Raw genomic sequence first — 24,558 nt, forward strand, 5'->3', positions numbered from 1 at the left:
GCCGACGGTGTCGCCATGGTCCAGCTGCTCGGGCCCCAAGACCGCCTCCTGCGCGTCGTCGAGCGGGAGCACCCCGACGTCGACGTCCTCGTCCGCGGCAACGAAATCACCCTGACGGGCTCGAACGATGACGTCGCCGCCGCGAAGTCGCTCGTCGACGAGCTGATCGCCATGGCACGGGCCGGGCAAGGCCTCGATCCGAGCGACGTGTCGACGTCCAGTCGCATCCTGCAGCGGCGAAAGGGCGATGAAGGCCCGCGCCCGTCCGAGGTGCTGGGGGAGGCGATCCTCTCCTCGCGCGGCAAGGTGATCCGGCCGAAGACGCTTGGGCAGAAGGCCTACGTCGACGCGATCGACGAGAACACGATCGTCTTCGGCATCGGCCCCGCGGGAACCGGCAAGACCTACCTCGCGATGGCGAAGGCGGTGCAGGCCTTGCATCGCAAGGAAGTCAATCGCATCATCCTGACGCGCCCCGCCGTGGAAGCGGGAGAGCGCCTCGGCTTCCTGCCCGGCACCCTCACCGACAAGATCGACCCGTACCTCCGGCCGCTGTACGACGCTCTCAACGAGATGCTCGACCCCGAGCTCGTCCCCAAGCTCATGGCCACCGGCACGATCGAGGTCGCGCCGCTGGCGTACATGCGCGGACGCACCCTGAACGATTCGTTCGTCGTGCTCGACGAGGCGCAGAACACCACGCCCGAGCAGATGAAGATGTTCCTCACGCGTCTCGGATTCGGTACGCGCATGGTCGTCACCGGCGACATCACACAGGTCGACCTTCCCCAGGGGACGTCCGGCCTGCGCACCGTGACACGCGTTCTGAAGAGCATCGACGACATTCATTTCGCCACCCTCACCAGCGAGGACGTCGTGCGGCACACTCTCGTCGGCCGGATCGTCGACGCGTACAGCGAGTACGACGAGCAGCGGCTGGCCGCGCGTCGTGAGCGCGACGAGGCCAGCGAGTTCGCCAACCGGGCCGAGCGGCGCACCGCGACACGGCCCGTCGGTCCGCGCGACCGACTCCCGAAACGAGGACGTTCATGACCATCGAGATCACCAACGAATCCGGCGTGTCCGTCGACGAGACCGTGCTGTTGCGCCTGACCGAGCACAACCTCGCGCAGCTGAACGTGAGCCCGGACGCCGACCTCGCCATCCTCCTCGTCGACGAGGGCGCCATGGAGTCTCTCCACGTGCAGTGGATGGACGAGCCCGGCCCCACCGACGTGCTCAGCTTCCCGATGGACGAGCTCCGCCCGGGCACCGAGGACGCCCCGACCCCGCCGGGACTTCTCGGCGATATCGTGCTGTGCCCGCAGGTGGCCGAGGCACAGGCGCAGGCCGCGCGCCACACGACGCTCGACGAGCTCATCCTCCTCACGACGCACGGGCTGCTGCACCTGCTCGGGTTCGATCACGCCGAGCCGGAGGAGGAGCGCGAGATGTTCGGCCTCCAGCGCGAGTTGATCTCGGCTTTCCACGCAAGCGAGCGCCGCCGCGCGTGACCGTCTTCCTCCTCGTCCTCGGCGCGGTGTTCCTCGTCGCGCTCGGGGGTCTGATGGCCGCTCTCGATGCCGCTCTCGGTGTCACATCGCGCGCTGACCTCGCCGACTGGGCGGAGTCCAGTCGGCGCCAGCAGGCGCTCCGCCGCATCGCCGATGACACGACGGCCCACGCGAACGCCGTCGTCTTCATCCGCATCCTCGCGGAGTCGACGGCTGCGGTGTTCGTCACGGCGGCGCTGACCCTCGCGCTCGAGAATCTGTGGTGGGCGATCCTCGTCGCCGCCCTGCTCATGACGGCGGTGTCCTTCGTTCTGGTCGGCGCGAGCCCGCGATCGGTCGGGCGCCAGCACGCCCGTGGCCTGCTCATCGCGTGTGCTCCGATCGTGCGCGGTGCCCGCATCGTGCTGGGACCTCTCGCCCACCTCCTGGTGATCGTGGGCAATCGCGTCACGCCGGGCGTCTCGCGCGGCACCTCCTTCGCCTCCGAAGAGCAACTCCTGAGCATGGTCGACGAGGCGGTTTCGCAGGACCTCATCGAAGCCGACGATCGCGACCTCATCCATTCGGTCTTCGATTTCACCGACACGCTCGTCCGTGCGGTGATGGTGCCCCGGACCGACATGGTCACGGTGCCGCAGACGGCCACGACGCACGAAGCGCTCGCGCTGTTCCTCGAGCGCGGTGTGTCGCGGGTGCCGGTCACGGACGACGAGCGCGACGACATCGTCGGCGTCGTGTACCTCAAGGACCTCGTGCAGTTCTCGTACGGCGAGGCGAAGGGGTGGCGCGACGTACCCGTGGGCCGCGTGGCGCGCCCGGCCGTGTTCGTCCCGGAGTCGATGCGCGCCGAATCGCTGCTGCAGCAGATGAAACGGGATGCCGTCCACGTGTGCCTCGTCGTCGACGAGTACGGCGGGGTCGCCGGCCTGATCACCCTCGAGGACCTCATCGAGGAGCTCGTCGGTGAGATCGCCGACGAGTACGACCGCGGCGCGGCGGAGGTCGTCGAGCTCGAACCCGGCCGCTACCGCGTGAGTGCCCGGCTCGGCCTCGACGAGGTCGGCGAGCTGTTCGGCATCGAGCTGGACGATGACGACGTCGACTCCATCGGCGGGCTGCTTGGCAAGACGCTCGGCCGGGTCCCGATGCCGGGGGCGACCGTGACCGTCGACGCGATCACGATCACCGGCGGCGTCTCGCGTGGCCGCGGGCGGGGACTCGCGACCGTCTTCGTCGAACGCGCCCCCACCGACGAGACGGACGACACGACGCACCCGCGGACCGGAGAGGTCCGCGTGGCACGAAGAGGAGAAGACAGCAGATGACCGCAGCAGAGAGCCGATCGGGCTTCGTGACCTTCGTCGGACGTCCCAACGTCGGGAAATCCACGCTGACGAACGCCCTGGTGGGGGAGAAGGTCGCGATCACGAGCGACAAGCCGCAGACGACGCGGCGCGCGATCCGCGGCATCCTGAATCGGCCCGGCGGACAGCTGGTCATCGTCGACACGCCCGGCATCCATAAGCCGCGCACCCTGCTCGGCCAGCGCCTGAACGACCTCGTCGAACAGGTGCTGGGTGACGTCGACGTCATTGGCTTCCTCGTGCCCGCCGTGGACAAGGTCGGGCCCGGTGACCGCCGCATCGCCGCGTCGCTCGACGGCTACACCCGCGCGAAGAAGGTCGCCATCGTGACCAAGACCGACCTGGCGACCCGCGACGAGATCATGGAGCGCCTCATGGAGGTCGACAGCCTTCGCGAGGACTGGGCAGCTGTGATCCCGTTGTCCGCCGTCACCGAGGATCAGCTCGATGTGCTGGCCGACGAGCTGCTCGCGCTGATGCCCGAAGGGCCGGCGCTGTACCCCGACGATGTGGTGACGGACGAGTCGACCGAGGACCGGATCGCCGAGATCATCCGAGAAGCCGCCCTCGAGGGCGTGCGCGACGAACTGCCCCACTCGATCGCCGTCACGGTGGAGGATGTCGCGCCCCGTGAGGGCTCCGACCTCACGGACGTGTACGCCAACATCGTCGTCGAGCGCGACAGCCAGAAGGCCATCATCATCGGCCGCAAGGGCTCGCGGCTCGCCGATGTCGGTGCTCGTGCCCGGGCACAGATCGAGCCGCTTCTCGGGACCCGGGTGTTCCTCTCGCTGCGGGTGCGGGTCGCGAAAGAATGGCAGCGCGACCCCAAGCAGCTGGGACGCCTCGGGTTCTAGCCGACCTCGCGCATCGCCGACTGGACGACGACGACATCCGCGCCGAACTCGGCGTCGGCGGCATCCTGAAGCGTTCCGTCGTCCCAGACGACCGTGACCCAGAGCCGGCCGTCGTACGCACCGGAGGCGAGCACGGTGTCGCCGAGGGTGTCGTGCACCCGTTGTTCGACATCTCGCAGCGTCGCGTCGTCCGCCGTGCCGGCCAAGCCGCCCGTCGGGTCGGGGATCGGCATCGGGTCGTAGAGCGCCAGCGGGACGGCGGGCGCGGTGACCGTCAGGGCAGAGCCGTCGTACCGTCCCTGGACGGCATAGGTACCCCACGTCGAGCCCGACATCGTGGTCGCATCGGAAAGCGAGGACCAGTCCCAATCCTTCACAGGGATGCCGTCGCACTGGGGCGGCGCCGACTCCGCAACAGCGCCGAGACAGAGCTCGGCACCAGAGCCGTCGTCGAGGACCGTCCCCTGCGCGACGACCTCGCCGCTCGGGGGCGCCGGGTCGAGCGAAGTCGGGCCGGCCGCGGGCGTCGAGGCGCAGCCCGCCGTCAGGGCGATCGCACACATCAGGAGGGCGGACGAGCCCGCGCGCGCAGTTCTCATATCCCCACAGTGTCGCGCACGACGCCTTCGTCTCAGGTGAGGCACGCCCGTGTGCGTCCCGGCGGCGAGCGGGGTGTAGCCTGGGCGCATGCGCTTCGGCCGACTGCTTCTCCTTAGTCGCCGCGACGAGTCCTCGTTCTAGGGCCTCTCTCGTCGCGGAGCTTCGCGTTGGCCCGTCACACCCGATGAGGAAGAGCGAGACGACCATGGAGAACAACCAGAAGCCTTCGGGCATGCCGATCCACAAGTATCGGCCGTTCCACGAGCAGATCCGTGTCGATCTGCCCGACCGCACCTGGCCGGCGAAGCGCATCGAGACGGCGCCCCGCTGGTGCGCTGTCGATCTGCGGGACGGCAACCAGGCGCTCATCGATCCGATGAGTCCCGAGCGCAAGCGCGTGATGTTCGAGCTGCTCGTGAAGATGGGGTACAAGGAGATCGAGGTCGGGTTCCCGAGCGCGAGCCAGACCGACTTCGACTTCGTGCGCCAGCTGATCGAGGACGGCTTGATCCCCGACGACGTGACGATCCAGGTGCTGACGCAGGCTCGCGAGCACCTCATCAAGCGCACGTACGAAGCGATCGCCGGCGCGAAGCAGGCGATCGTCCACCTGTACAACTCGACGAGCATCCTGCAGCGTGAGGTGGTCTTCCGCACCGACCGCCAGGGCATCATCGACATCGCACTCGAGGGCGCGCGCCTGTGCCGCCAGTACGAGCAGACCATCCCCGAGACGGCCGTCTACTACGAGTACTCGCCCGAAAGCTACACCGGCACCGAGCTCGAGTTCGCCGTGGACGTATGCAACCAGGTCATCGAGATCTTCGAGCCGACGCCCGACCGCAAGGTCATCATCAACCTGCCGGCAACCGTCGAGATGGCCACGCCGAACGTGTACGCCGACTCGATCGAGTGGATGAGCCGTCACCTCGCGCATCGCGAGAACGTCGTGCTGTCGCTGCATCCCCACAACGACCGTGGCACCGCGATCGCTGCCGCGGAGCTCGGCTACATGGCCGGCGCCGACCGCATCGAGGGCTGCCTGTTCGGAAACGGGGAGCGCACCGGCAACGTCGACCTCGTCGCGCTCGGCATCAACCTGTTCACGCAGGGCATCGACCCGCAGATCGACTTCAGCGACGTCGACGGCATCAAGCGCACGGTCGAGTACTGCAACCAGCTGCCCGTGCCCGAGCGGAGCCCGTGGGCCGGAGACCTCGTGTTCACCGCGTTCAGCGGCTCGCACCAGGACGCCATCAAGAAGGGCTTCGAGGCGATGTCCGCACGTGCGGCTGCCGACGGCGTCTCGATCGACGAGATCGAGTGGGCGGTGCCCTACCTGCCCGTCGACCCCAAGGACCTCGGTCGTTCGTACGAAGCCGTGATCCGGGTCAACTCGCAGTCGGGCAAGGGCGGCGTCGCCTACCTGCTGAAGACCGACCACGCCCTGGATCTGCCGCGCAAGCTGCAGATCGAGTTCTCGGGAGTCGTGCAGGAGAAGACGGATGCCGAGGGCGGCGAGGTCACGAGCGAGCAGATCTGGTCGATCTTCACCGACGAGTACCTGCCCGCACCGGCCGACGACGACAAGTGGGGCCGGTTCGAGCTGCTCGGCACCCGCACGCAGAGCGACATGTCGGGTGATGTCCGGCTCGACGTCACACTGCGCGACGGTGACGAGCACGACGATGTGTCCGGTGTCGGCAACGGCCCGATCGCGGCGTTCCTCGCGGTGCTGCGCGACCGCGGCTTCGACATCTCGCTCTACGACTACGTCGAGCACACGCTGAGCTCGGGTGGCGACGCTCAGGCGGCGGCCTACGTCGAGCTGCAGGTCGATGACCAGCGACTCTGGGGCGTCGGCATCGACGGCGACATCTCGACGGCGAGCCTCAAAGCCGTCGTATCGTGCGTCAACCGCGCGATCCGCACCCGCGAGCGCTCGTCGGAGCTGACCGCGGTCTGAGGATCGTCGCACCGCCGCGAGGGCGGCCTCGCTGGTCGGTCGGGGCCGCCCCCGCTCCGTCGTCAGCCTTCCACCTGTCGAGACTCCGGACGCCGACCGATCAGCGGATGGGCCACGAGCCGTCGACGTCGGCGTCGATCCGTCCGATGCTCACGAAGTATTCGGTGAGACTCTCTGCTTGAGCCCGCGCCCAGCCGACCTGGCGGGTGTGAAGCTCGGCGGCGGTCGACGGCAGCCCCTCGGCGAACCGCTCAGCGAGGATCTGCGCGACGCGCCCCGCAGCGATCGCGTCTGCGGAGGCCTCGTGCGCCCCGGTGAGCGTGACGGCGTAGTGCTCGGCGACGACCGAGAGGGTGCGCTTCCCGCGGCGGTAGCGGTCGTACCGCTTGTCGATGACGAGCGGATCGATGACGGGGGAGGGCGAGTGGATCGGATCGATCCCGTGCCGGAGCGCTTCGTACTTGAGCATCGAGAAATCGAACGGCGCGTTGTACGCCACCACCGGGATGCCGGCGTCGAACAGGCCGCGCAGGGCTGCGACGACCTCCGCGACCACGTCCGATGCGGGCCGTCCGTGCCGACGGGCATGCTCGGTCGTGATGCCGTGGATCGCCGCCGCACCATCGGGGATGTCGATCCCCGGGTCGGCCAGCCAGCTGTCGGCCCGCACCGGTGTTCCGTCGGCGTCGAGGACGCCCACGTGCGCCGTCACGATGCGATCCACGGTGACGTCGACGCCCGTCGTCTCCAGATCGAAGACCCCGACCACCTGGCACCATTCGGGTGCCGAGCAGGGCCACAGGTCGAGTTCGGGCGTTGCGACGACAAGAGGGCGATCCGGCTCCACGGAATCGAGGCTACGGCTCGGGTCGGACACGCAGGATTCGACGCGCCGCCTCCGTAGACTCGACGGGTGCCGACCGTCTCCCCGTACGACTCCCTGCTCGCGCGCATCCCGGTGCGCCGCCTCGAGACCGAGGTCCTCGGCGGAACGACCGCGTACTGGGTCTACGGGCGCGACGAGGCACCGCTGACGCTCCTGGCGGTCCACGGGTTCCGGGGAGAGCATCACGGTCTCGAGCCCGTCGTCGCGCACCTCGGCGACGTGCGCGTCATCATGCCCGACCTGCCGGGTTTCGGCGAGACCCCAGCGATACCGGGCCGCGAACACGACCTGCAGACATACGCCGACTGGCTCACCGCATTCGCGGCCGGGGTCGCTCCCGGCGCGGTGGTCGTCGGCCACTCATTCGGCTCGATCGTCTCCGCCGCTGCGGTGGCGGGCGGGCTTCCCGCCCCCCGCATGATCCTCATCAACCCCATCGGCGCGCCCGCCCTCGAGGGACCCCGTGGGGTCTTCACGCGCCTCGCCGTCTGGTACTACGACGTCGGGGCGCGCCTCCCGCGGCGGGTGGGCGAAGCGTTGCTGCGCAATCGCCTCATCGTCCGGGTGATGAGCCTCGCGATGGTCAAGACGCGAGACCGGACCCTGCGCCGGTTCGTCCATGAGCAGCACGACACGTACTTCTCGAGCTTCGCCGATCGCGACGTGCTCCGCGACGCGTTCGTGACGTCCGTCTCGAACGACGTCCGCGCGTTCGCTCCGCGCATCTCTCAGCCGACCCTGCTCGTCGCTGCCGTTCAGGACGACATCACCCCGATCGAGGCCGAACGCCGGCTGCGCGCGCTGTTCCCCGTGGCCGAGCTGGTTGAGATCGACGGCGTGGGGCACCTCATCCATTACGAGAAGCCCCGCGAGGCCGCCGCCGCGATCAGGCGGTTTCTCGCGCTTTCCGACGACGGTACGCGTTGACGTTCATGCGGTTGCCGCAGTTGCCGGTGTCGCAGTAGCGCTTCGAACCGTTCTTGGAGAAATCGACGTAGACCGCCGCGCAGTCGTCGGCGGCGCAGATCCGCACGCGGTCGTACGCGTCGGCGCGGATGACGTCGACGAACGCCATGCCGGCCTCCACGAGCACGCGCGTTGCCAGAGGCGCGTCGTCGGGAGTCGCGTGGATATGCCAGTCGTATCCGTCGTGGATCACCAGCTGAGGCTGCGCGCGGCCGTCGCGCAGCATCGCGTTCACGTGGGGCACGGCGGAGTCCCGGTCGAGCTCCCAGAGCTCGTGAAGGCGCGGCCGGATGCCGCGCATCGCCTGCAGCTCCGCCTCGTCGCGCACGATCGCGCCGGTGAAGGCGAACTCGGTGAGAAAGGCATCCAGGTCGTCCCCGTCGACGAGCGTGTCGGCGGCGTCCGCGCTCGTGAGCGGGAGCGTGTTGACCAGTGCAGCAGTCGCGCGCAGCGACAATTCCGTGTCATGGATGAAGACCACGTTGACTCCTGACGATCGCGAGCGTTACTGTCACGAGTGTAGATAACTTTCACCCCTGACCACCGAGGCTGCCGATGACGAACCCGACCGCGCCCCTGCCCATCATCGCAGGCGCACCGGAGACACCGCCCACTGGCGTCCCGGGCAGGCGAACCGCGGGCATGGCCATGGCCATCGCCTCCGCGCTGGCGTTCTCGTCGAGTGGTCCGCTCGTGAAGCCGCTCCTCGAGAACGGCTGGTCGCTCGGCGCCGCGCTGTTCATCCGGATCGGCGTCGCAGCCCTCGTGCTGTCGCCGTTCCTGATTCGCGCGATCGCTCGGGAACGGCACTTCCTGCGCCGGCACGGACTCGCGTTGATCGCTTTCGGTGCGATGCCCGTCGTCGGTTGCCAGTTGTTCTACTTCTCAGCGATGCAGCGGATGCCGGTCGCCGTCGCCCTCCTCATCCAGTATCTGGCGCCCGTCCTCCTGGTGATCTGGGTATGGCTCACCACCCGCCGCCGACCGTCACCGACGGTGATCGCCGGTTCCGTCGTCGCCATGGCGGGTCTGGTGCTGGTCGTCGACATCGCCGGAGCCCGTTTCGACTTCTGGGGCACTCTCCTCGCCCTCGGTGCCGCCCTCTGCACGTGCGTGTACTTCGTCATGGCCGAGCGCACCGGCGACACGCTGCCGCCCCTCGTCCTGGCCGCCGGAGGCATGGTCATCGCGAGCGCGATCATCGGCACCCTCCTTCTCACGGGCTTCCTGCCCTTCGCGACGAGCACCGTGCTCGCAGACGTCGTCGGGATGCAGCTGCCGCCCATCGTCGTCCTGCTCTGGGTGGGCGCCGCGACCGGGACCGCCTACGCCCTGGGAGTCTCCGCGGTTCCGCGCACGGGGTCGCGTCTGGCATCGTTCATCGGTCTCTCGGAGGTTCTGTTCGCACTCGGCTTCGCGTGGCTGCTCCTGGCCGAGGCGCCCGCGCCGGTCCAGTTCGTCGGCGGGGCGCTCATCCTCGTCGGTGTGGTCCTCGTGCGGCTCGACGCCGAACGCGCACCGGCAGCCGTCAGCCCGCGCGCCCCTCAGCGAGCAGCGGCTTGACCCGGTGCGGGATCACGTCGTCCATGATGAGCGAGGTCTCCGTGCGTTCGACCCCATCGATGGCGAGGATGCGCGCGTCAACGGCGAAAAGGTGCTGCGTGTCGCGCGCGACCACGCGGACCATCAGGTCGACCTGACCGCTCAGCCCCTGAGCCTGCAGCACCTCGGGGATGGTTGCGAGCTCCTGCGCGATACGGGGCAGGTCGGGCTGACGGAGCACGACGCTGATGAGCGCCTCGATCGGGAAGCCGAGAGCACGCATCGAGATCGACCGCTCGTACGAGAGGAAGACACCCGACTGCTCCAGCCGTGCCATCCTCCCCTGGACCGTGTTGCGTGACATGCGCAGGCGCTCGGCGAGCGCGACCACCGTCGCGCGGGGGTCATCGGCGAGAGCTTCGAGCAACGCGAGGTCGACGCGGTCGTGCATGGTCATGATGCTGGACGATACACCGCTCGGAGCCCCACCTCGGAGCATCGCCTCTCGCGGCGAGCGACGGGGCGGCGGCAGGGTCAGATCGTCGCGAGCGCGGGGGAGTCGATGAGGCGCAGACGCTCGCGCTCCATGACGAAGGTGTGGGCCGATCCGTTGGCGAGGCGGACTCCCTGCAACGGGAACTCCTCTGCGGTCGCATGCCGGATGACCTCACGGATGAGGGCGCCGTGCGCGACGACGATCAGCGGCACCGCGATCGGTGCCGTGGTGGCACGCGCATCGCGGACGGCCCGCTCGAGCCCGCGCAGCGCCCGCTCGCGGACCACCGGCCACGGCTCCGCGTTCGGCACGTCGGCCACGGCCCATTCGCCCCAGCGAGCGTGGAACTCCTCGACCCCGACGCCCTCGGCATCCCCGTAGCCGCGCTCCCGCAGCTCCGGATAGGTGCGCGGCGCAGCGGCCCCCAGCCCGTCTGCGATGATCCGAGCCGTCTCGGCTGCGCGCGAGAGATCGCTCGAGGCGACGACTGCATCCCCGTCGAGCGACTCCCGCAGGGCGGCTGCGACAGCGCGAGCCTGCTCACGTCCGGTGTCGTTGAGGGGGATGTCGGTGGAGCCCTGGATCCGCCGTTCACGATTCCAGTCGGTCTCACCATGGCGCACGAGGGTCAGGATGGTCACCTCTCGACCCTACGCTGACGGTCGTCCGACCTCGACCTCACCGCCGGGACGGCAGCGCGTCGGCCAACACACGCAGGACATGACTCGTGCCGTCATCGATCTTGACGGTTGCCTTCGGGTCGGAGCGCGTCGCGCCTCGGTTGATGATGACCACCGGGAGCTTGCGGCGGCGTGCGCGCTCGACGAGCCGGACGCCCGAGTTGACCACCAGCGACGACCCGGCGACGATGAGCGCGTCGCTCGTGCGCACCAGCTGCTCGGCCTCCGCGAACTTCTCACGCGGCACGAACTCGCCGAAGAAGACGACATCCGGTTTCAGCATGCCACCGCAGACCGTGCACGTGGGCACGATGAAGCCGTCGCTCGTCGCGGGCAGGACGTCGCCGTCGGGGCCCAGCTCGACGTTCTCGGGGACCGTGATCCACGGATTGTCCCGTTCCACGCGCTCGGCGAGATCGCGCCGGTCGAAGACCTGACCGCAGTGCAGGCAGAACACGCGTCGCATCGTTCCGTGCAGCTCGACCACCCGGCTGCTTCCGGCCCGCAGATGCAGACCGTCGACGTTCTGCGTGATGACGCCCGTGACGACGCCGGAGCGCTCGAGATCCGCCAGCGCCGCATGCCCGTCGTTCGGTCGCGCCGCCGCGAAAGCCTGCCAGCCGAGATGGCTGCCGACCCAGTACCGCCGACGCGCGTCAGCGCTCGCGAGGAACTGCTGCGCCGTCATGGGCGTGCGCACCGGCGCTCCGGCGCCGCGGTAGTCCGGGATGCCCGAGTCGGTCGACACGCCGGCTCCAGTGAGCACCGCGATGCGACGGCCCGCGAGTACCTGCAGGGCGTTGTCGATCTCGTCGCCCGCGGGCGTCTCGAGGTCGGGGTTCGTCACAGTCCCACTCTACGAGCGTCAGCGCATCGCCCGGGCGACGTGACAGGCTGAGACAGTGCCCGTGATCCGCATCGACGACGCCACCGACCCCCGCCTCTCGGACTACCGCGACCTGACCGATGTCGCGCTGCGCCGGGTGCTCGAGCCCGCAGGCGGCCTCTACATCGCCGAGTCGGCGAAGGTCATCTCTCGCGCTCACGCAGCAGGGCACCGCGCGCGCTCGTTCCTCGTGCAGGAGAAATGGCTTCCGGATGTGGCCGACCTCGCAGGCGACGCGCCGGTCTTCGTCGTCTCGGACGAGGTCGCCGAGCAGGTGACCGGTTACGCCGTGCACCGCGGAGCCCTCGCCGCCATGCACCGGCCCGTCACGGCACCGGTCAGTGAGATCGTCGCGGACGCCCGGCTCGTGCTGGTGCTCGAGGACATTGTCGACCACACGAACGTCGGCGCCGCCTTCCGAGCTGCCGCCGGTCTGGGGGCCGATGCGGTGCTCGTGAGCGAGCGCTGCGCCGACCCCCTCTACCGCCGCAGCGTCCGCGTCAGCATGGGCACGGTCTTCCAGGTGCCGTGGACGCGTCTGCCGGCCTGGCCGGAGGCGGCGCCGCTGCTCCACGAGGCCGGTCTCCACCTCGCCGCCCTCGCCCTCGCGGACGGAGCCGTCCCGCTCGATGAGTTCGCCGCAGCGCGGCCCGATCGGGTGGCACTGCTCATGGGGACCGAGGGCGACGGGCTCAGCCGGCGCGCCCTCGCGGTCGCCGACACCGTCGTCACCATCCCGATGGCCGGCGGAGTGGACTCCCTCAACGTCGCCGCGGCCGCCGCGGTGTCGCTCTGGGCCCTGCGCTGATCAGTCGGGGTCGTCGGCGCGCCGCAGGACGGGCAGCGGCTCGGGCCGCTTGGCGGTGATGTGGTCGCCCGAGGACTGATGCCGGAGCCGGCGCAGCACCCACGGCATGAGGTACTCGCGAGCCCAGACGAGGTCGTTCGCGCGGGCCGCCCGCCAGGTCAGCACCGGTGTCGTGTCGGGCTGCATCGGTTGCAGGTCGTTGGGCACGTTGAGCGCCCGCAGCACCATGCGCGCAACCTCGTGGTGGCCGAGCGAGTTGTAGTGCAGCCGGTCGTCGTCGAAGAAGCGCATGTCCTGCACCTCTTTTAGCGCCCACTGATCGGCGACGATCGCGTCGTAACGGTCGGCGATCGCCCGGATGTTCTCGTTGTAGATCGCCACCCGGCCGCGGATGCCGCGGAAGACCGGGGTGAAGTTGGTGTCGATGCCGGTGAAGAGCACGAGCGTCGCGCCCGTCGACGACAGGCGTACGACGGCATCTTCGAACTGCTGCGCAACGGCGTCGGGGTCGGACCCCGGTCGGATGACGTCGTTGCCGCCCGCCGAGAAGGTGACCAGGTCGGGCTTGAGCGCGAGTGCGGGCTCGATCTGATCCGTCACGATCTGGCCGATGAGCTTGCCCCGGACGGCGAGATTCGCGTACGCGAAGTCGGGCACCTGTGAGCTGAGCACCTCGGCCACGCGGTCGGCCCAGCCGCGGTGCCCGCCGGGGCTGCCGGGCTCGGGGTCGCCGATTCCCTCGGTGAACGAGTCGCCGATCGCGACCATGCGACGCCACGGGTGAGCGGTCTCGTTCGGCACATAGGGTGTGCGCCGCGCGTCCTCGGATGGCTCGTTGTTTCTCATGACCCTCCTCGAAGCTCCGTACCTGCCACGCTATCTCGTGCCGGGCGATCGTGTGGGTGGGGTCGTTTAAGGTGGTCCATCGTGACAGAGGACCCCCAGGAGCATTTCGGAAGCTTCGCCGCAGAACACCTGTCACCCTCGTTCCCGCAGCGTGCGCCGTGGGGTACCGCTCAGCGCCTGCGTGCGTGGCAGGCAGAGGCGCTGGACCAGTACTTCGGCGCCGACGGCCCGGAGGGTGTCGGACGCGGACCGCGCGACTTCCTCGCCGCTGCGACCCCCGGCGCCGGTAAGACGACGTTCGCTCTCCGCCTGGCGTCGGAGCTGCTGCGCCGTGACGTTGTCGATCGCATCATCGTGGTCGCCCCCACCGAGCACCTCAAGACGCAGTGGGCGGATGCCGCCGGCCGAGTCGGCATCCGTCTCGATCCGCGTTTCAGCAACCGCCACGGGATGCCGTCGCGGCAGTACCACGGCGTCGCGGTGACCTACGCGCAGGTCGCGGTGAAGGCATCCGTCCACCAGCGGCTGACGATGGATGCCCGCACGCTGGTCATCCTCGACGAGGTCCATCACGGCGGCGACGCGCTGAGCTGGGGCGATGCGCTGCGCGAGGCCTACGGCAGGGCGACGCGACGTCTGCTTCTCTCGGGAACACCGTTCCGAAGCGACACCGCTCCGATTCCGTTCGTGGAGTATCACCCGAACGAGAAGGGCATCCGCCTCTCCAAGACGGACTTCAACTACGGCTACGGACGCGCCCTCGCCGACGGTGTCGTGCGCCCTGTGCTGTTCCTCGTCTACGCCGGCCACATGAAGTGGCGGACGAAGACCGGCGACGAATTCGAGGCCCACCTCGGCCAGGACAACACGAAGGACATCACCTCGCAGGCGTGGCGCACCGCGCTGAACCCCGAGGGCGACTGGATCCCCGCCGTGCTGAGGTCTGCAGACCGTCGCCTGAGCGAGGTGCGCCAGGACGTGCCCGACGCCGGCGGCCTCGTCATCGCGACGGACCAGACGGCGGCGCGGGCGTATGCGGAGATCCTGCATCAGATCACCGGCGAGGCGCCGACCGTCGTGCTGTCGGACGACAAGTCCGCGTCGGGCAACATCGAGATCTTCGCGCAGTCGACCACCCGGTGGATGGTCGCGGTGCGCATGGTGTCCGAGGGCGTCGACGTTCCGCGGCTCGCGGTGGGCGTCTACGCCACGTCCTCCTCGACCCCGCTGTTCTTCGCGCAGGCGATCGGGCGTTTCGTCCGGGCTCGTCGTCGCGGCGAGACGGCGAGCGTCTTCCTCCCGAACGTGCCCGTCCTGCTCAACCTCGCCGCTGAGATGGAGCGTCAGCGCGACCACGCGCTCGACCGAGAGGCAGGCGACGACGACGGCCTCGAAGACACCCTCCTCGCCGAGGCGGAGAGCGAGGACAAGGCCTCCGATGAGCTCACCCAGGAGTTCAGCTACCAGGCGCTCGGCTCCGTCGCCCACTTCGACCGCGTCCTCTTCGACGGCGCCGAGTTCGGCCAGCTCGCGGTGCCCGGCACGCCCGAGGAGGAGGAGTTCCTGGGCATCCCCGGACTTCTCGAGCCCGAGCACGTGCACGAGCTGCTCATGCAGCGCCAGTCGCGGCAGACCAAGCACCGGCACAGCCGCGAGGCACGCGAGAGCGCAGCGGGTGCCGCATCCGGCGGGGATGCTCCCAGCGCCGAGTCGACACTGCCCGAGCCGTTGCACCGGTCGCTGAAGGAGCAGCGACAGCTCCTGAACAGCCTCGTCGGCCTGTACGCCCGCCAGAGCGGTGAGCCGCACGGCCAGATCCACGCCGAGCTTCGTCGCGTGTGCGGCGGACCGGCTGTGTCGCATGCGACCGTGGCCCAGCTCCAGGCGCGCATCGCGGTCCTGCGATCACGCGTGAGATCGTGACGTCGTCGGCGCGCCACGCCCGGCGTGCCGACGATTCTCCGCCCCGCCGGTGACGTGTTAGTGTTGTTCCTCGGTTGGGAACAACTGAAAAACACTGCGCGGGTGGCGGAATAGGTAGACGCGCTAGCTTGAGGTGCTAGTGCCCGTATAGGGCGTGGGGGTTCAAGTCCCCCCTCGCGCACAGTGAGAGAAGGGCTCCGGAAACGGAGCCCTTCGTCATTTCCCGGAACGGTTCACGACTACCGTGGAGAGCATGTCCGAGTACGACGATCTGCCCGAGGTCGCCCGCGTCGCGCGGGATCTGATCCGCTTCGACACGACCAACTTCGGCGAGGGGCGCTCGCGCGGCGAACGCGAAGCGGCCGAGTACGTGGGGGCCTATCTCGAGGCGCTCGGACTTCGACCCGAGTACTACGAGCCGATCCCGCGGCGCACGAACGTCTCTGTGCGCATACCGGGTCGCGACAGCGCGAAGCCGGCTCTCGTCCTGCACGGCCACCTCGACGTCGTGCCGGCCGTGGCGGAAGACTGGAGCGTCGACCCGTTCGCGGGCGTCGTCCGCGACGGGATGCTGTGGGGTCGCGGCGCCGTGGACATGAAGGACATGGACGCGATGATCCTCACGTCCGTGGCCGAGCTCCTGCGCGCGGGGGAGCAGCCCGAGCGCGATCTCGTCGTCACGTTCTTCGCCGACGAGGAGAACGGCGGGGTCGAGGGATCGCAGCTCGTCGTGCGCGATCGGCCCGAGTGGTTCGCCGGTGCGACCGAGGCCATCAGCGAGGTCGGCGGATACTCGATCGGCGTCGACGGGCACCGGGCATACCTGCTGCAGGTCGGCGAGAAGGCCCTCGTCTGGCTGCGGCTCCACGCCACCGGACGAGCGGGCCACGGCAGCCGGCTGCATCCGGAGAACGCCATCACGCGTCTGTCCGAGGCCGTCGCGAAGCTCGGTCGCGCGCACTGGCCGATCGAGCTCACGCGCACGACCCGACGACTCGTCGACGACCTCGCGGCGCTCAGTGGCCGGGACGCGTCGGATCCGGATGCCGTCGCCGACGCGACCGGGCCGACGTCCGCGTTCCTCGCGTCGACCTTCCGGACCACGACGAATCCGACGGGTCTGACCGCGGGGTACAAGCACAACGTCATCCCCGATGCCGCGTCCGCTGCGATCGACGTGCGCACGCTCCCGGGACAGGAGGATGCGGTGCTGGCGGAGATCCAGCGAATCGTCGGCGACGACATCCGTATCGAGATCGTGCATCGCGACATCGGCCTCGAGGTCCCCTTCGCGGGGTCGCTCGTCGACACCATGGTCGGCGCGCTCGGCCGACACGATCCCGGCGTGCCCGTGCTGCCGTACCTCATGGGCGGCGGCACCGACAACAAGGCGCTGTCCGAGCTCGGCATCGCAGGATTCGGCTTCGCGCCGTTGCGCCTCCCGGCCGACATGGACTTCACGGGTATGTTCCACGGTGTCGACGAACGCGTCCCGATCGACGCGCTCGTCTTCGGGCAGCGCGTGCTCATCGATCTCATCCGCACGTACTGAAAGGCCGCCCATGCAGCTCCTCGAGGCCATCATCCTGGGCATCGTCCAGGGTCTGACCGAGTTCCTGCCGATCTCCTCGAGCGCCCACCTGCGCATCGTGGGGGAGTTCCTGCCGTCCGCGCAGGACCCCGGCGCCACCTTCACCGCGATCACTCAGATCGGGACCGAACTGGCCGTGCTGGTGTACTTCTGGAAGAAGATCACCCGCATCATCGGTCGCTGGTTCCGCTCGTTCAACGGTTCGGTCCCGCGTGACGATGCCGACGTTCGTCTCGGCTGGATCGTCATCATCGGTACCCTGCCGATCGGCGTTCTCGGGTTCCTGTTCCAGGACGTCATCCGCGACACCTTCCGCAATCTCTGGCTCGTCGCGATCGTGCTCATCGTCTTCGGCCTCATCCTCGGGGCGGCCGACGCGCTCGGGCGACGCGTCCGGACCGAGAAGGACCTGACGTACGGTCACGGTCTGGCCCTCGGGTTCGCGCAGGCGCTCGCGCTCATCCCGGGCGTATCGCGCTCGGGCGCCACCACGACGATGGGGCTCGCGCTGGGGTACACCCGGCCCGCGGCCGCAGAGGTCGCGTTCCTCCTCGCCGTGCCGGCCGTGTTCGGCAGCGGTCTCTACGAGCTGCTGCAGGCGATCCGTGAGCCGGGAGCGTCGGTGCTCTCGCTCGTCGACACCGCCGTGGCCACCGTCGTCGCCTTCGGCGTGGGACTCGCCGTGATCGCCTTCCTGATGCAGTACCTCAAGCGCGGCAGCTTCCTGCCGTTCGTGCTCTATCGTGTCGGGCTCGGAGCGGTGCTGATCGTTCTGCTCTCGCTCGGAGTCCTGCAGGCGTACTGAGCCGGCCGGACGGTCGCGGCGCGCGTCTCAGCGATGCGGGCCGCGACCGAGGCCACGGCCGTCGCCGCCGTCGCCCCGGTGCCGGAGGTACCTCTCGAACTCCTGCGCGATGGCGTCCCCCGAAGCTTCGGGGGAGTCCCACGTGTCGCGGGTCTGCTCCAGCTGACGGATGTACTCCGTCATCTCCTCGTCGTCAGCCGCCGCGGCGTCGATGGTCGCCTCCCAGGCGAGCGCATCACCCGGCAGCGAGCCGCGGGCGACCTTGGCGCCCGTGATGCCCTCGAGCTTGTCGAGAAGCGCCAGGGTCGCTTTCGGCGACGGCGAGTGGCCCGCGACGTAGTGCGGCACGCTCGCCCACAGTGCCGCCGTAGGGATCCCGGCCTCCTCCGCCGCAGCGGCGATGACCGACAGGATGCCGACGGGGCCTTCGTAGGTCGAGCGCTCGAGACCGAGCGCCGTGCGCAGCTCTTCGTTGTCGCTTCCGCTGAAGACGGTGATGGGACGAGTGTGGGGAACGTCGCTCATCATCGAGCCGAGCGCGACCACACCGGTGATGTCCTCGCTCAGCGCCGCATCCACCAGCTCGGCCGCGAACGACTTCCAGGCACGCGCTGGTTCGGCGCCGCTGAGGACCCATAGACGCGTGCCGCGTGCCGTCGCGCGCGGTCGCCAGATCGTCGCATCCGGCCATTTCAGCGAGCGGCGGCCGTCAGCGTCGGCCTGGACGTGCGGCCGCGTGTACATGTAGTCGAAGTACAGTTCGGGATCGACCGAGTAGACGGCGTCATAGGGACGGGATTCGCGAAGCTGTGTCGCGGCGGCGGTCGCGGCTTCGCCGGCATCGTTCCACCCGTCGAACGCGACCACGAGGACGCGGCGTCCCAGACTGTTCAACCCGTCCTCCGTTCCGAGCCGGCTCGCTCTGCGCGAGCGGGTCTGCTCCACGATACGCCGAGGCCAGCGCATGCGGGTCGGGCCACGCGGCGTCTCACCCCTGCATCGGTAACATGGTGCGGATGACTTCTCGTTCCCCTGCCGCGGTCCTCTGGGACATGGACGGCACGCTCGTCGACACCGAACCGTACTGGATGGCGGCCGAGGGTCCGCTCGTCGAGAGCTTCGGGGGAGTGTGGACGCCCGAGCAGGCGCTCAGCCTCGTCGGACTCGGGCTCGAGGACTCCGCGCGCATCCTGCAGAATGCCGGTGTCCGGATGCAGACGCGCGAGATCATCGACCACCTCACCGAGACGGTCTCGGGTCAGTTGCGCCGCGGCGGCACTCCGTTCCGCCCGGGTGCGCGCGAGATGCTCTCCGGGCTCCGCGAAGCCGGGATCAAGACGGCGCTCGTGACCATGTCGATGCGCAGCATGGCCGACACAGTCGTGTCGTCTATCCCGTTCGAGGCGTTCGACGTCGTCATCGCCGGCGACGAGGCGGCACGCCCCAAGCCGTTCCCCGACCCCTACCTCCAGGCGTGCGCAGCGCTCGGGGTCGATGTCGCCGACACCGTCGCCATCGAGGACTCACCCAACGGCCTGCGTTCGGCGGTCGCCTCCGGCGCCGTCGCACTCGGAGTACCGCTGATGGTCCCACTGCACGGCCTCGGTGCTCACGCTCTCTGGGACTCCCTCGCGGGGCGCTCGGTGGCAGACCTGGCCGATCTCTTCACCCTCCACCGACTCGGAGCTTCCGCATGACCGACGACCTCCAGCCCCGCGGCCCCTTCCGTTACGGCGACCGCGTCCAGCTGACCGGCCCCAAGGGACGGATGCACACGATCACCCTCCGAGAGGGCGGCGAGTTGCACACCCACCACGGCGTGCTGCGCCACGAGGTCCTCGTCGGCCAGCCCGACGGGTCGGTGGCGACCAACAGCGGTGGGCACGAGTACCTGGCACTCCGCCCCCTGCTGCGCGACTTCGTGATGTCGATGCCCCGTGGTGCCGCGATCGTGTACCCGAAGGATGCAGCTCAGATTCTGGCCGCGGCCGACATCTTTCCCGGCGCCACCGTCGTCGAGGCCGGTGTCGGCTCGGGCGCGCTGTCGCTCTGGCTGCTTCGGGCGATCGGCGACCACGGACGGCTCGTGTCATTCGAGCGACGCGCCGAGTTCGCAGAGGTCGCCGAGGCGAACGTCGCCACGTTCACAGGCGGTACCCCCGCGAACTGGTCGGTCATCGTCGGCGATCTCGTCGAGAGCCTGCCCGACGCCGTCGAGCCGGGGACGGTCGACCGGGTGGTCCTCGACATGCTCGCGCCGTGGGAGTGCATCGACGCCGTCGCCGACGCGCTCGCCCCCGGGGGCGTCGTGCTCTGCTACGTCGCCACTGCTACCCAGCTCAGCCGTGTCGCCGAGTATCTCCGCGGCACGGGCCTGTTCACCGATCCCGACGCGTCCGAGACGATGATCCGCGGCTGGCACGTCGAGGGTCTGGCCGTGCGCCCGGACCACCGGATGGTGGCTCACACCGGATTCCTCATCACCGCCCGCCGCCTCGCTCCGGGGGCCATCCCGCCCGATGTCCGGAAGCGCGCGCTGAAGAAGCCGTCGTACGACGATGCGGACGTCGAGATCTGGACGCCGGGAGCCGTCGGCGACCGCGAGATCACGGACAAGAACCTCCGCAAGCGCGTCCGCGAAGCGCAGCGGGCCGCGCGGAGCTCGCTCTCCGTTCCGGACGGGCACGACGACGACTCCGCGTAGACTGCTGCGGTGCGTAGGATCATCGCCGCCGCCGGCGCTCTCTCTCTGACCGTGCTCGCCCTGACGGCCTGTGCCACGCCGTCCTCGGGCTCAGCGTCGTGCACGCGGGACGTGTCCGAGTCCTCGGCCCTCGATCTCGTCGACGTCAGCGACAGCCCCGTCGGCACGAAGCCCACCGTCGCCCTCTCGGCGCCGGTCCACGTCGACGGTCTCGCAGCACGCGACACCGTGACGGGAGACGGTCGTGCGGTGACGAGCGACGCACAAGACGTCGTCTTCGACCTCACGGTCCTCGACGGGTCATCGGGTGCGCCGATCGCGGCATCCGGATACACCGGCGAGCTGTCGGAGGTTTACCCGCTCGACAGCTGGGATGCCACATTCCCGGGCCTCGTCGACGCCCTGCACTGCGCGACCGAAGGCTCGCGCGTCGTGATGGCGCTCGGCCCGGACGAGGTGACGGCCGACACTCGTGCACGGTTCGGCATGGCGGAAGACGCCACGACGGTCGTCGTCCTCGATCTGCAGAAGGTGTATCTCGCCGCCGCTGACGGTGCCGAGCAGTTCAACGATCGGGCCGGCATGCCCTCGGTCGTGGTCGCTCCTGACGGACGCCCCGGCATCGTCATCCCCGACAACGACCCGCCCAGCGACCTCGCGATCGAGGTGCTGAAGAAGGGCGACGGTGAAGAGGTCACCGGCGATGTGCCGGTGCGCGTGCACTACACCGGCGTGACGTGGGCCGACAAGAAGGTCTTCGACAGCACGTGGGGTCAGGGCGCGCAGCCGATGGAGCTCGACAAGACGATCCCCGGGTTCGCCGAAGCGCTCCGAGGCCAGACCGTCGGCTCGCAGATCCTCGTGGTGATCCCGCCCGACCAGGGTTACGGCGACACGGCCCAGGGCGGCATCCCCGCCGATTCGACGCTCGTGTTCGTCGTCGACATCCTCGGCCTCGACGCCGCGTCCTGAGTCGGGGGACGACGGCCACGCCTAGAATCGAAGGCGTGTCCGTCTCGCCCACTCGCGTTCCGCCCGAGGAACGCCTGGTCAATCTCGTCGTCGCCCTCATGGCGACCGAGCAGGGCGTGACGAAAGACACCATCCTGGGTTCGGTCTCCGGTTATCGAGAGCAGGCAGAAGCGGGCGCCCGACGCGAAGCGCTCGAGAAGATGTTCGAACGCGACAAGGAGAACCTGCGCGGTTTGGGCGTCCCGATCGAGACGATCGGCGACTATGCCGACCCCGACGACCTACGCGAAGCGCGCTACCGGATCCCGCCGACGGAGTACGAGCTGCCCGCAGACATCAGCTTCACCCCAGCCGAGCTCGCTGTGCTGACGCTGGCCGGGGGAGTGTGGGGCGAGCAGACGCTCTCGGCGGGCGCTCGGTCGGGACTGCGGAAGATCCGCTCCCTCGGGATCGAGGTCGATGAGCCGATCATCGGCTTCGCCCCGCGACTCGATCTTCACGACTCGTCTTTCCTGCCGTTGCAGCGCGCCATCGAGCAGGCTCGCGAGGTGGAGTTCGACTATCTGCGCCCGGGGTCCGATCGGCCGCGACGACGACGTGTGCGGCCTCTCGCGCTCGTCGAGTTCGAGGCACGCTGGCACCTGTTCGGGTGGGATGCCGGTGTCGATGCCGAGCGGACGTTCCTGCTGTCGCGCATCGTCGCGGACGTCGTCGTGACTCGGCAGAATTTCGACGCCGCGCTTCGTGCCGGCGCCGGAGAACGCGCCTTGTCGGGACTGCGCGACGTCGCCCACCGTCAGAGCGCCGACGTCACCGTCGTCCCCGGCACGGAGGCTGAGCTGCGGCTGCGCCGACGCTCTCTCGCCGAGGCCTCGAGCGGACGACGGCTGCGCATCCCCTTTGTGGATCTCGAGGTGTTCGCCGACGAGCTCGCCTCCTACGGACCGGAGGCGATGGTGCACGCGCCGGCCGATCTGCGCGACGCGGTCGTGCAGCGCCTCCGCGGTGCCCTTGACCGATCGGCGGTGACGTCGTGAGTGCCCAGCCCATCGTCGCAACCGACCGCGCGGCCCTGATCATGCAGCTCGTTCCGTACCTCATCGCCCAAGGAGAGGTGACGGTGGCCGACGCAGCGCGCGATTTCGACGTCGAGCCGCAGCAGATGCGCTCGATGGTCGAGAAGCTCACCGTGATCGGGCTTCCCGGCGAGGGCGGCTTCTGGCAGATGGCCAACGACCTCTTCGACATCGACTGGGACCTCCTCGACCGCGAGGACCGCATCGTCATCACCAACACCGTGGGGTTGCAGCGATCGCCGCGGCTCACCGCGCGCGAGGCCGCAGCGCTGCTCGCGGGTCTGCAGCTGGCGGCATCCGTCCCGGGTGTCGGCGACAGCGGTATCGTCCAGGGGCTCCTCGCCAAGCTCGCGCGCGGGGCGGGCCAGACTCCCGCCGACGTCATCGTCGCCCCGGCGCCGGTCGATGACGTTCGCGAGACGGTGGCGCGAGCGCTGCGCGAGCGCGTCGCCCTGGCGTTCACCTACACAGCACCGGACGGCGCGCCGACGACGCGCACCGTCGACCCGGTGAAGGTGACGATCTCCGCCGGCCGCTGGTACCTGCAGGGATGGTGCCACACACGTCGCGCGATGCGCACTTTCCACCTCGATCGCGTGACCGACCCGGCGCTCACCGAGATCCCGGCCCTTCACTCGACGGAGCCGGTGCCCGAGCTGTTCGAGCCGGGCGACGACGAGATCCTCGCCGAGATCCGCTACCCGCATCATGCGGCGACGATCGTGGGCGAATTCCTGACGAACGCAGAGGTGCGCGACGAGGGCGGATCGCAGACGGCGATGATCCGCGTCGCCGACCCCCGTTCGCTCAAACGACTGGTCGCCCGCAGCGGGGGGAGCATCGAGGTCCTCGCACCGGCCGAGGCCCGGCGTGCCGCCCGCGATTGGGCCCGAGCCGGTCTCGATCAGTACGCCTGAGACGGGCTTCCCGCCGGGTGCGCGGGTTAGACTGTGCGAAACGATCGATGGGGAGACTCAATGAGCAATCTGTTCGCAGGCCCGCACCTGTGGATCCTACTCATCGTCATTCTGCTGCTTTTCGGCGCTGCGAAGCTGCCGGCGCTGGCGAAGAGCATGGGACAGTCCGCCCGCATCTTCAAGGGCGAGATGAAGGCCATGAAGGAAGACGATGCCACGGCCGGCACCGCCGCCTCGACGACCGCTGACGTCGCGCCCGTCGAGAAGCCTGCGGACCCGAAGAGCGGTCCCGCAGCTCCCACACCGTAGCGCCGCGTGGTGACGGCTGAGCGCACGCGCTCAGGGGCGGACGGTGCGCCCCGGCGCGACAAGCGCATGTCCCTCGGGCAGCACCTCGTCGAGCTGCGGCGACGCCTCATCATCTCGGCGCTCGCCCTGGTGGTCTCGATGGTGGTGTCGTTCTTCCTCACCGACTGGATCATCTGGGCGATGACCGAGCCGATCCGCGTCGTCGCGGAGCAGCGAGGCGACACCGAAGCGGTGAAGCTCATGTACTCGACGATCACCGGACCGTTCGACATGCGCCTGCGCATCTCGTTCTCGGTCGGCATCATCCTCTCTGCTCCCATCTGGCTCTGGCAGATCTGGGCATTCCTCATGCCCGGACTGACCCGGAAAGAGATCCGGTACACGGTCGGATTCGTCTCGGCCGCGGTTCCCCTCTTCTTCGCCGGTGTCTACACCGGCTGGCTCGTCATGCCGCACATCGTCGAGATCATGGCGACGTTCTCGCCGGAGGCGTCGGCGAACTTCTACGAGGGCAAGTACTACTACGACTTCGTCTTCAAGCTCCTGCTCGTCGTCGGGGTCGCGTTCATCATTCCCGTGTTCCTCGTCGCGCTGAACTTCGCCGGCATCATGAGCGGGAAAGCGATCCTCAAGGGATGGCGCGTCGCCATCCTCATCGCCGTCGTCTTCTCGGGCCTGGCAACCCCCGCCGCCGACATCGTGAGCATGCTGATGCTGGCGGCGATCCTGACGGTGCTCTATTTCGCGGCCGCGGCGCTCTCACTCCTCCTCGACCTGCGCCGGTCGCGTCGCGCGCCCGAGCTCACTGTCCCCGGCCCGCCCCCGATGACTGATCCGCTCCCGTGAGCGC

Annotated in this window: 26 protein-coding genes and 1 tRNA gene; 19 read left to right on the top strand and 8 right to left on the bottom strand. The window is 69.2% G+C overall.

Translation table 11 applies throughout. The features are described from left to right. Positions 1–15 precede the first annotated feature (15 nt). The 4 genes from P6897_RS08345 to era are packed head-to-tail and all read left to right on the top strand — an operon-like array spanning position 16 to position 3,735. Positions 16–1,053 (top strand): PhoH family protein, encoded by a 1,038-nt coding sequence (locus P6897_RS08345; RefSeq protein ID WP_282502574.1) that lies wholly within the window; start codon positions 16–18, stop codon positions 1,051–1,053. Beyond that, a complete protein-coding gene (gene ybeY, locus P6897_RS08350) occupies positions 1,050–1,514 on the top strand; it encodes an rRNA maturation RNase YbeY (protein WP_023950734.1) in 465 nt (154 codons plus the stop codon). Before P6897_RS08345 ends, ybeY begins: the two co-directional genes overlap by 4 nt. Further along, complete coding sequence (locus P6897_RS08355; protein ID WP_282500971.1) at positions 1,511–2,839, top strand: hemolysin family protein; 1,329 nt, start codon at positions 1,511–1,513, stop codon at positions 2,837–2,839. The genes ybeY and P6897_RS08355 overlap by 4 nt, the downstream gene beginning before the upstream one ends. Continuing rightward, the gene (era, locus tag P6897_RS08360; RefSeq protein ID WP_114589491.1) at positions 2,836–3,735 is read left to right on the top strand and encodes a GTPase Era; all 900 of its coding nucleotides are present in this window, start codon (positions 2,836–2,838) and stop codon (positions 3,733–3,735) included. Before P6897_RS08355 ends, era begins: the two co-directional genes overlap by 4 nt. Here the strand turns inward: era and P6897_RS08365 are convergent. Beyond that, complete coding sequence (locus P6897_RS08365; RefSeq protein ID WP_269266219.1) at positions 3,732–4,334, bottom strand: hypothetical protein; 603 nt, start codon at positions 4,332–4,334, stop codon at positions 3,732–3,734. The genes era and P6897_RS08365 overlap by 4 nt on opposite strands. Positions 4,335–4,540: 206 nt before the next feature. On the opposite strand from P6897_RS08365, the gene leuA reads away from it, so the two are divergent. Further along, on the top strand, positions 4,541–6,301 hold the full coding sequence (leuA, locus tag P6897_RS08370; protein WP_269266218.1) for a 2-isopropylmalate synthase: 1,761 nt from the start codon (positions 4,541–4,543) through the stop codon (positions 6,299–6,301). A gap of 100 nt (positions 6,302–6,401) precedes the next feature. Here leuA and P6897_RS08375 read toward each other — a convergent pair whose 3' ends face one another. Then, entirely contained in the window at positions 6,402–7,103 is a 702-nt protein-coding gene (locus tag P6897_RS08375; RefSeq protein ID WP_274178036.1) for a 3'-5' exonuclease, read from the bottom strand. Positions 7,104–7,214: 111 nt separating this feature from the next. Here P6897_RS08375 and P6897_RS08380 point away from each other — a divergent pair, with 111 nt between their 5' ends. Continuing rightward, positions 7,215–8,114 (top strand): alpha/beta hydrolase, encoded by a 900-nt coding sequence (locus P6897_RS08380; protein WP_282500972.1) that lies wholly within the window; start codon positions 7,215–7,217, stop codon positions 8,112–8,114. On the opposite strand, the gene P6897_RS08385 is transcribed toward P6897_RS08380, so the two are convergent. Continuing rightward, a complete protein-coding gene (locus tag P6897_RS08385; RefSeq protein ID WP_274177886.1) occupies positions 8,074–8,634 on the bottom strand; it encodes a CGNR zinc finger domain-containing protein in 561 nt (186 codons plus the stop codon). The two genes, P6897_RS08380 and P6897_RS08385, sit on opposite strands and share 41 nt — an antisense overlap. 74 nt (positions 8,635–8,708) lie before the next feature. Here P6897_RS08385 and P6897_RS08390 point away from each other — a divergent pair, with 74 nt between their 5' ends. Beyond that, on the top strand, positions 8,709–9,716 hold the full coding sequence (locus tag P6897_RS08390) for a DMT family transporter (RefSeq protein ID WP_274177887.1): 1,008 nt from the start codon (positions 8,709–8,711) through the stop codon (positions 9,714–9,716). Here P6897_RS08390 and P6897_RS08395 read toward each other — a convergent pair. From P6897_RS08395 to P6897_RS08405, 3 genes are all read right to left on the bottom strand, one after another. Beyond that, on the bottom strand, positions 9,682–10,152 hold the full coding sequence (locus P6897_RS08395; protein ID WP_274177888.1) for an Lrp/AsnC family transcriptional regulator: 471 nt from the start codon (positions 10,150–10,152) through the stop codon (positions 9,682–9,684). The two genes, P6897_RS08390 and P6897_RS08395, sit on opposite strands and share 35 nt — an antisense overlap. A gap of 77 nt (positions 10,153–10,229) precedes the next feature. Beyond that, the gene (locus tag P6897_RS08400; protein ID WP_114589498.1) at positions 10,230–10,832 is read right to left on the bottom strand and encodes a histidine phosphatase family protein; all 603 of its coding nucleotides are present in this window, start codon (positions 10,830–10,832) and stop codon (positions 10,230–10,232) included. A 37-nt stretch (positions 10,833–10,869) separates the two neighbouring features. Then, positions 10,870–11,718, bottom strand: a complete 849-nt coding sequence (locus P6897_RS08405) for a Sir2 family NAD-dependent protein deacetylase (RefSeq protein ID WP_274177889.1) — start codon at positions 11,716–11,718, stop codon at positions 10,870–10,872. Between the two features lie 55 nt (positions 11,719–11,773). Here P6897_RS08405 and P6897_RS08410 point away from each other — a divergent pair, with 55 nt between their 5' ends. Then, positions 11,774–12,565, top strand: coding sequence for an RNA methyltransferase (locus P6897_RS08410; RefSeq protein ID WP_112614780.1), 792 nt, complete (start codon positions 11,774–11,776; stop codon positions 12,563–12,565). Here P6897_RS08410 and P6897_RS08415 read toward each other — a convergent pair whose 3' ends face one another. Continuing rightward, on the bottom strand, positions 12,566–13,411 hold the full coding sequence (locus tag P6897_RS08415; protein WP_282500973.1) for an SGNH/GDSL hydrolase family protein: 846 nt from the start codon (positions 13,409–13,411) through the stop codon (positions 12,566–12,568). An 81-nt stretch (positions 13,412–13,492) separates the two neighbouring features. On the opposite strand from P6897_RS08415, the gene P6897_RS08420 reads away from it, so the two are divergent. The 4 genes from P6897_RS08420 to P6897_RS08435 all read left to right on the top strand — a co-directional run bounded on the left by P6897_RS08420 (position 13,493) and on the right by P6897_RS08435 (position 17,730). Further along, entirely contained in the window at positions 13,493–15,334 is a 1,842-nt protein-coding gene (locus tag P6897_RS08420; RefSeq protein WP_269266211.1) for a DEAD/DEAH box helicase, read from the top strand. A gap of 96 nt (positions 15,335–15,430) precedes the next feature. Continuing rightward, positions 15,431–15,515 (top strand) — tRNA-Leu (locus P6897_RS08425). A gap of 72 nt (positions 15,516–15,587) precedes the next feature. After that, positions 15,588–16,886, top strand: coding sequence for a M20/M25/M40 family metallo-hydrolase (locus P6897_RS08430; protein ID WP_282500974.1), 1,299 nt, complete (start codon positions 15,588–15,590; stop codon positions 16,884–16,886). A 10-nt stretch (positions 16,887–16,896) separates the two neighbouring features. Beyond that, complete coding sequence (locus tag P6897_RS08435) at positions 16,897–17,730, top strand: undecaprenyl-diphosphate phosphatase (RefSeq protein WP_282500975.1); 834 nt, start codon at positions 16,897–16,899, stop codon at positions 17,728–17,730. 27 nt (positions 17,731–17,757) lie between these two features. Here the strand turns inward: P6897_RS08435 and P6897_RS08440 are convergent, their stop codons facing one another. Beyond that, positions 17,758–18,624, bottom strand: coding sequence for a PAC2 family protein (locus P6897_RS08440; RefSeq protein WP_274177893.1), 867 nt, complete (start codon positions 18,622–18,624; stop codon positions 17,758–17,760). A gap of 122 nt (positions 18,625–18,746) precedes the next feature. On the opposite strand from P6897_RS08440, the gene P6897_RS08445 reads away from it, so the two are divergent. The 7 genes from P6897_RS08445 (at position 18,747) to tatC (ending at position 24,554) form a co-directional block, all read left to right on the top strand. Beyond that, a complete protein-coding gene (locus P6897_RS08445; protein WP_282500976.1) occupies positions 18,747–19,427 on the top strand; it encodes an HAD family phosphatase in 681 nt (226 codons plus the stop codon). After that, positions 19,424–20,434, top strand: a complete 1,011-nt coding sequence (locus tag P6897_RS08450) for a tRNA (adenine-N1)-methyltransferase (protein WP_112614788.1) — start codon at positions 19,424–19,426, stop codon at positions 20,432–20,434. The genes P6897_RS08445 and P6897_RS08450 overlap by 4 nt, the downstream gene beginning before the upstream one ends. Positions 20,435–20,443: 9 nt before the next feature. Beyond that, positions 20,444–21,406: an FKBP-type peptidyl-prolyl cis-trans isomerase gene (locus P6897_RS08455; protein WP_112614790.1), complete on the top strand. Its 963-nt coding sequence runs from the start codon at positions 20,444–20,446 to the stop codon at positions 21,404–21,406. A gap of 98 nt (positions 21,407–21,504) precedes the next feature. Further along, complete coding sequence (locus P6897_RS08460) at positions 21,505–22,443, top strand: WYL domain-containing protein (protein WP_282502575.1); 939 nt, start codon at positions 21,505–21,507, stop codon at positions 22,441–22,443. Further along, positions 22,440–23,399: a WYL domain-containing protein gene (locus P6897_RS08465; RefSeq protein ID WP_112614792.1), complete on the top strand. Its 960-nt coding sequence runs from the start codon at positions 22,440–22,442 to the stop codon at positions 23,397–23,399. The genes P6897_RS08460 and P6897_RS08465 overlap by 4 nt, the downstream gene beginning before the upstream one ends. A 60-nt stretch (positions 23,400–23,459) precedes the next feature. Beyond that, positions 23,460–23,708 (top strand): twin-arginine translocase TatA/TatE family subunit, encoded by a 249-nt coding sequence (locus P6897_RS08470; RefSeq protein ID WP_181574133.1) that lies wholly within the window; start codon positions 23,460–23,462, stop codon positions 23,706–23,708. 66 nt (positions 23,709–23,774) lie between these two features. After that, the gene (tatC, locus tag P6897_RS08475) at positions 23,775–24,554 is read left to right on the top strand and encodes a twin-arginine translocase subunit TatC (RefSeq protein ID WP_112615165.1); all 780 of its coding nucleotides are present in this window, start codon (positions 23,775–23,777) and stop codon (positions 24,552–24,554) included. The last annotated feature ends 4 nt before the right edge of the window (positions 24,555–24,558 follow it).

It is taken from the genome of Microbacterium sp. BDGP8, from assembly GCF_029991045.1.
In the GTDB taxonomy this organism is placed as follows: domain Bacteria; phylum Actinomycetota; class Actinomycetes; order Actinomycetales; family Microbacteriaceae; genus Microbacterium; species Microbacterium plantarum.

What these genes read in the sequence shown, in the direction of transcription:
- P6897_RS08460 (WP_282502575.1), top strand. Translation starts at nt 21,505, where the DNA reads ATGGCGACCGAGCAGGGCGTGACGAAAGACACCATCCTGGGTTCGGTC.
- P6897_RS08445 (WP_282500976.1), top strand. Translation starts at nt 18,747, where the DNA reads ATGACTTCTCGTTCCCCTGCCGCGGTCCTCTGGGACATGGACGGCACG.
- P6897_RS08470 (WP_181574133.1), top strand. Translation starts at nt 23,460, where the DNA reads ATGAGCAATCTGTTCGCAGGCCCGCACCTGTGGATCCTACTCATCGTC.
- P6897_RS08395 (WP_274177888.1), bottom strand. Translation starts at nt 10,152, where the DNA reads ATGACCATGCACGACCGCGTCGACCTCGCGTTGCTCGAAGCTCTCGCC.
- P6897_RS08430 (WP_282500974.1), top strand. Translation starts at nt 15,588, where the DNA reads ATGTCCGAGTACGACGATCTGCCCGAGGTCGCCCGCGTCGCGCGGGAT.
- P6897_RS08450 (WP_112614788.1), top strand. Translation starts at nt 19,424, where the DNA reads ATGACCGACGACCTCCAGCCCCGCGGCCCCTTCCGTTACGGCGACCGC.
- P6897_RS08345 (WP_282502574.1), top strand. Translation starts at nt 16, where the DNA reads ATGGTCCAGCTGCTCGGGCCCCAAGACCGCCTCCTGCGCGTCGTCGAG.
- tatC (WP_112615165.1), top strand. Translation starts at nt 23,775, where the DNA reads ATGTCCCTCGGGCAGCACCTCGTCGAGCTGCGGCGACGCCTCATCATC.
- era (WP_114589491.1), top strand. Translation starts at nt 2,836, where the DNA reads ATGACCGCAGCAGAGAGCCGATCGGGCTTCGTGACCTTCGTCGGACGT.
- P6897_RS08435 (WP_282500975.1), top strand. Translation starts at nt 16,897, where the DNA reads ATGCAGCTCCTCGAGGCCATCATCCTGGGCATCGTCCAGGGTCTGACC.
- leuA (WP_269266218.1), top strand. Translation starts at nt 4,541, where the DNA reads ATGGAGAACAACCAGAAGCCTTCGGGCATGCCGATCCACAAGTATCGG.
- P6897_RS08390 (WP_274177887.1), top strand. Translation starts at nt 8,709, where the DNA reads ATGACGAACCCGACCGCGCCCCTGCCCATCATCGCAGGCGCACCGGAG.
- ybeY (WP_023950734.1), top strand. Translation starts at nt 1,050, where the DNA reads ATGACCATCGAGATCACCAACGAATCCGGCGTGTCCGTCGACGAGACC.
- P6897_RS08365 (WP_269266219.1), bottom strand. Translation starts at nt 4,334, where the DNA reads ATGAGAACTGCGCGCGCGGGCTCGTCCGCCCTCCTGATGTGTGCGATC.
- P6897_RS08415 (WP_282500973.1), bottom strand. Translation starts at nt 13,411, where the DNA reads ATGAGAAACAACGAGCCATCCGAGGACGCGCGGCGCACACCCTATGTG.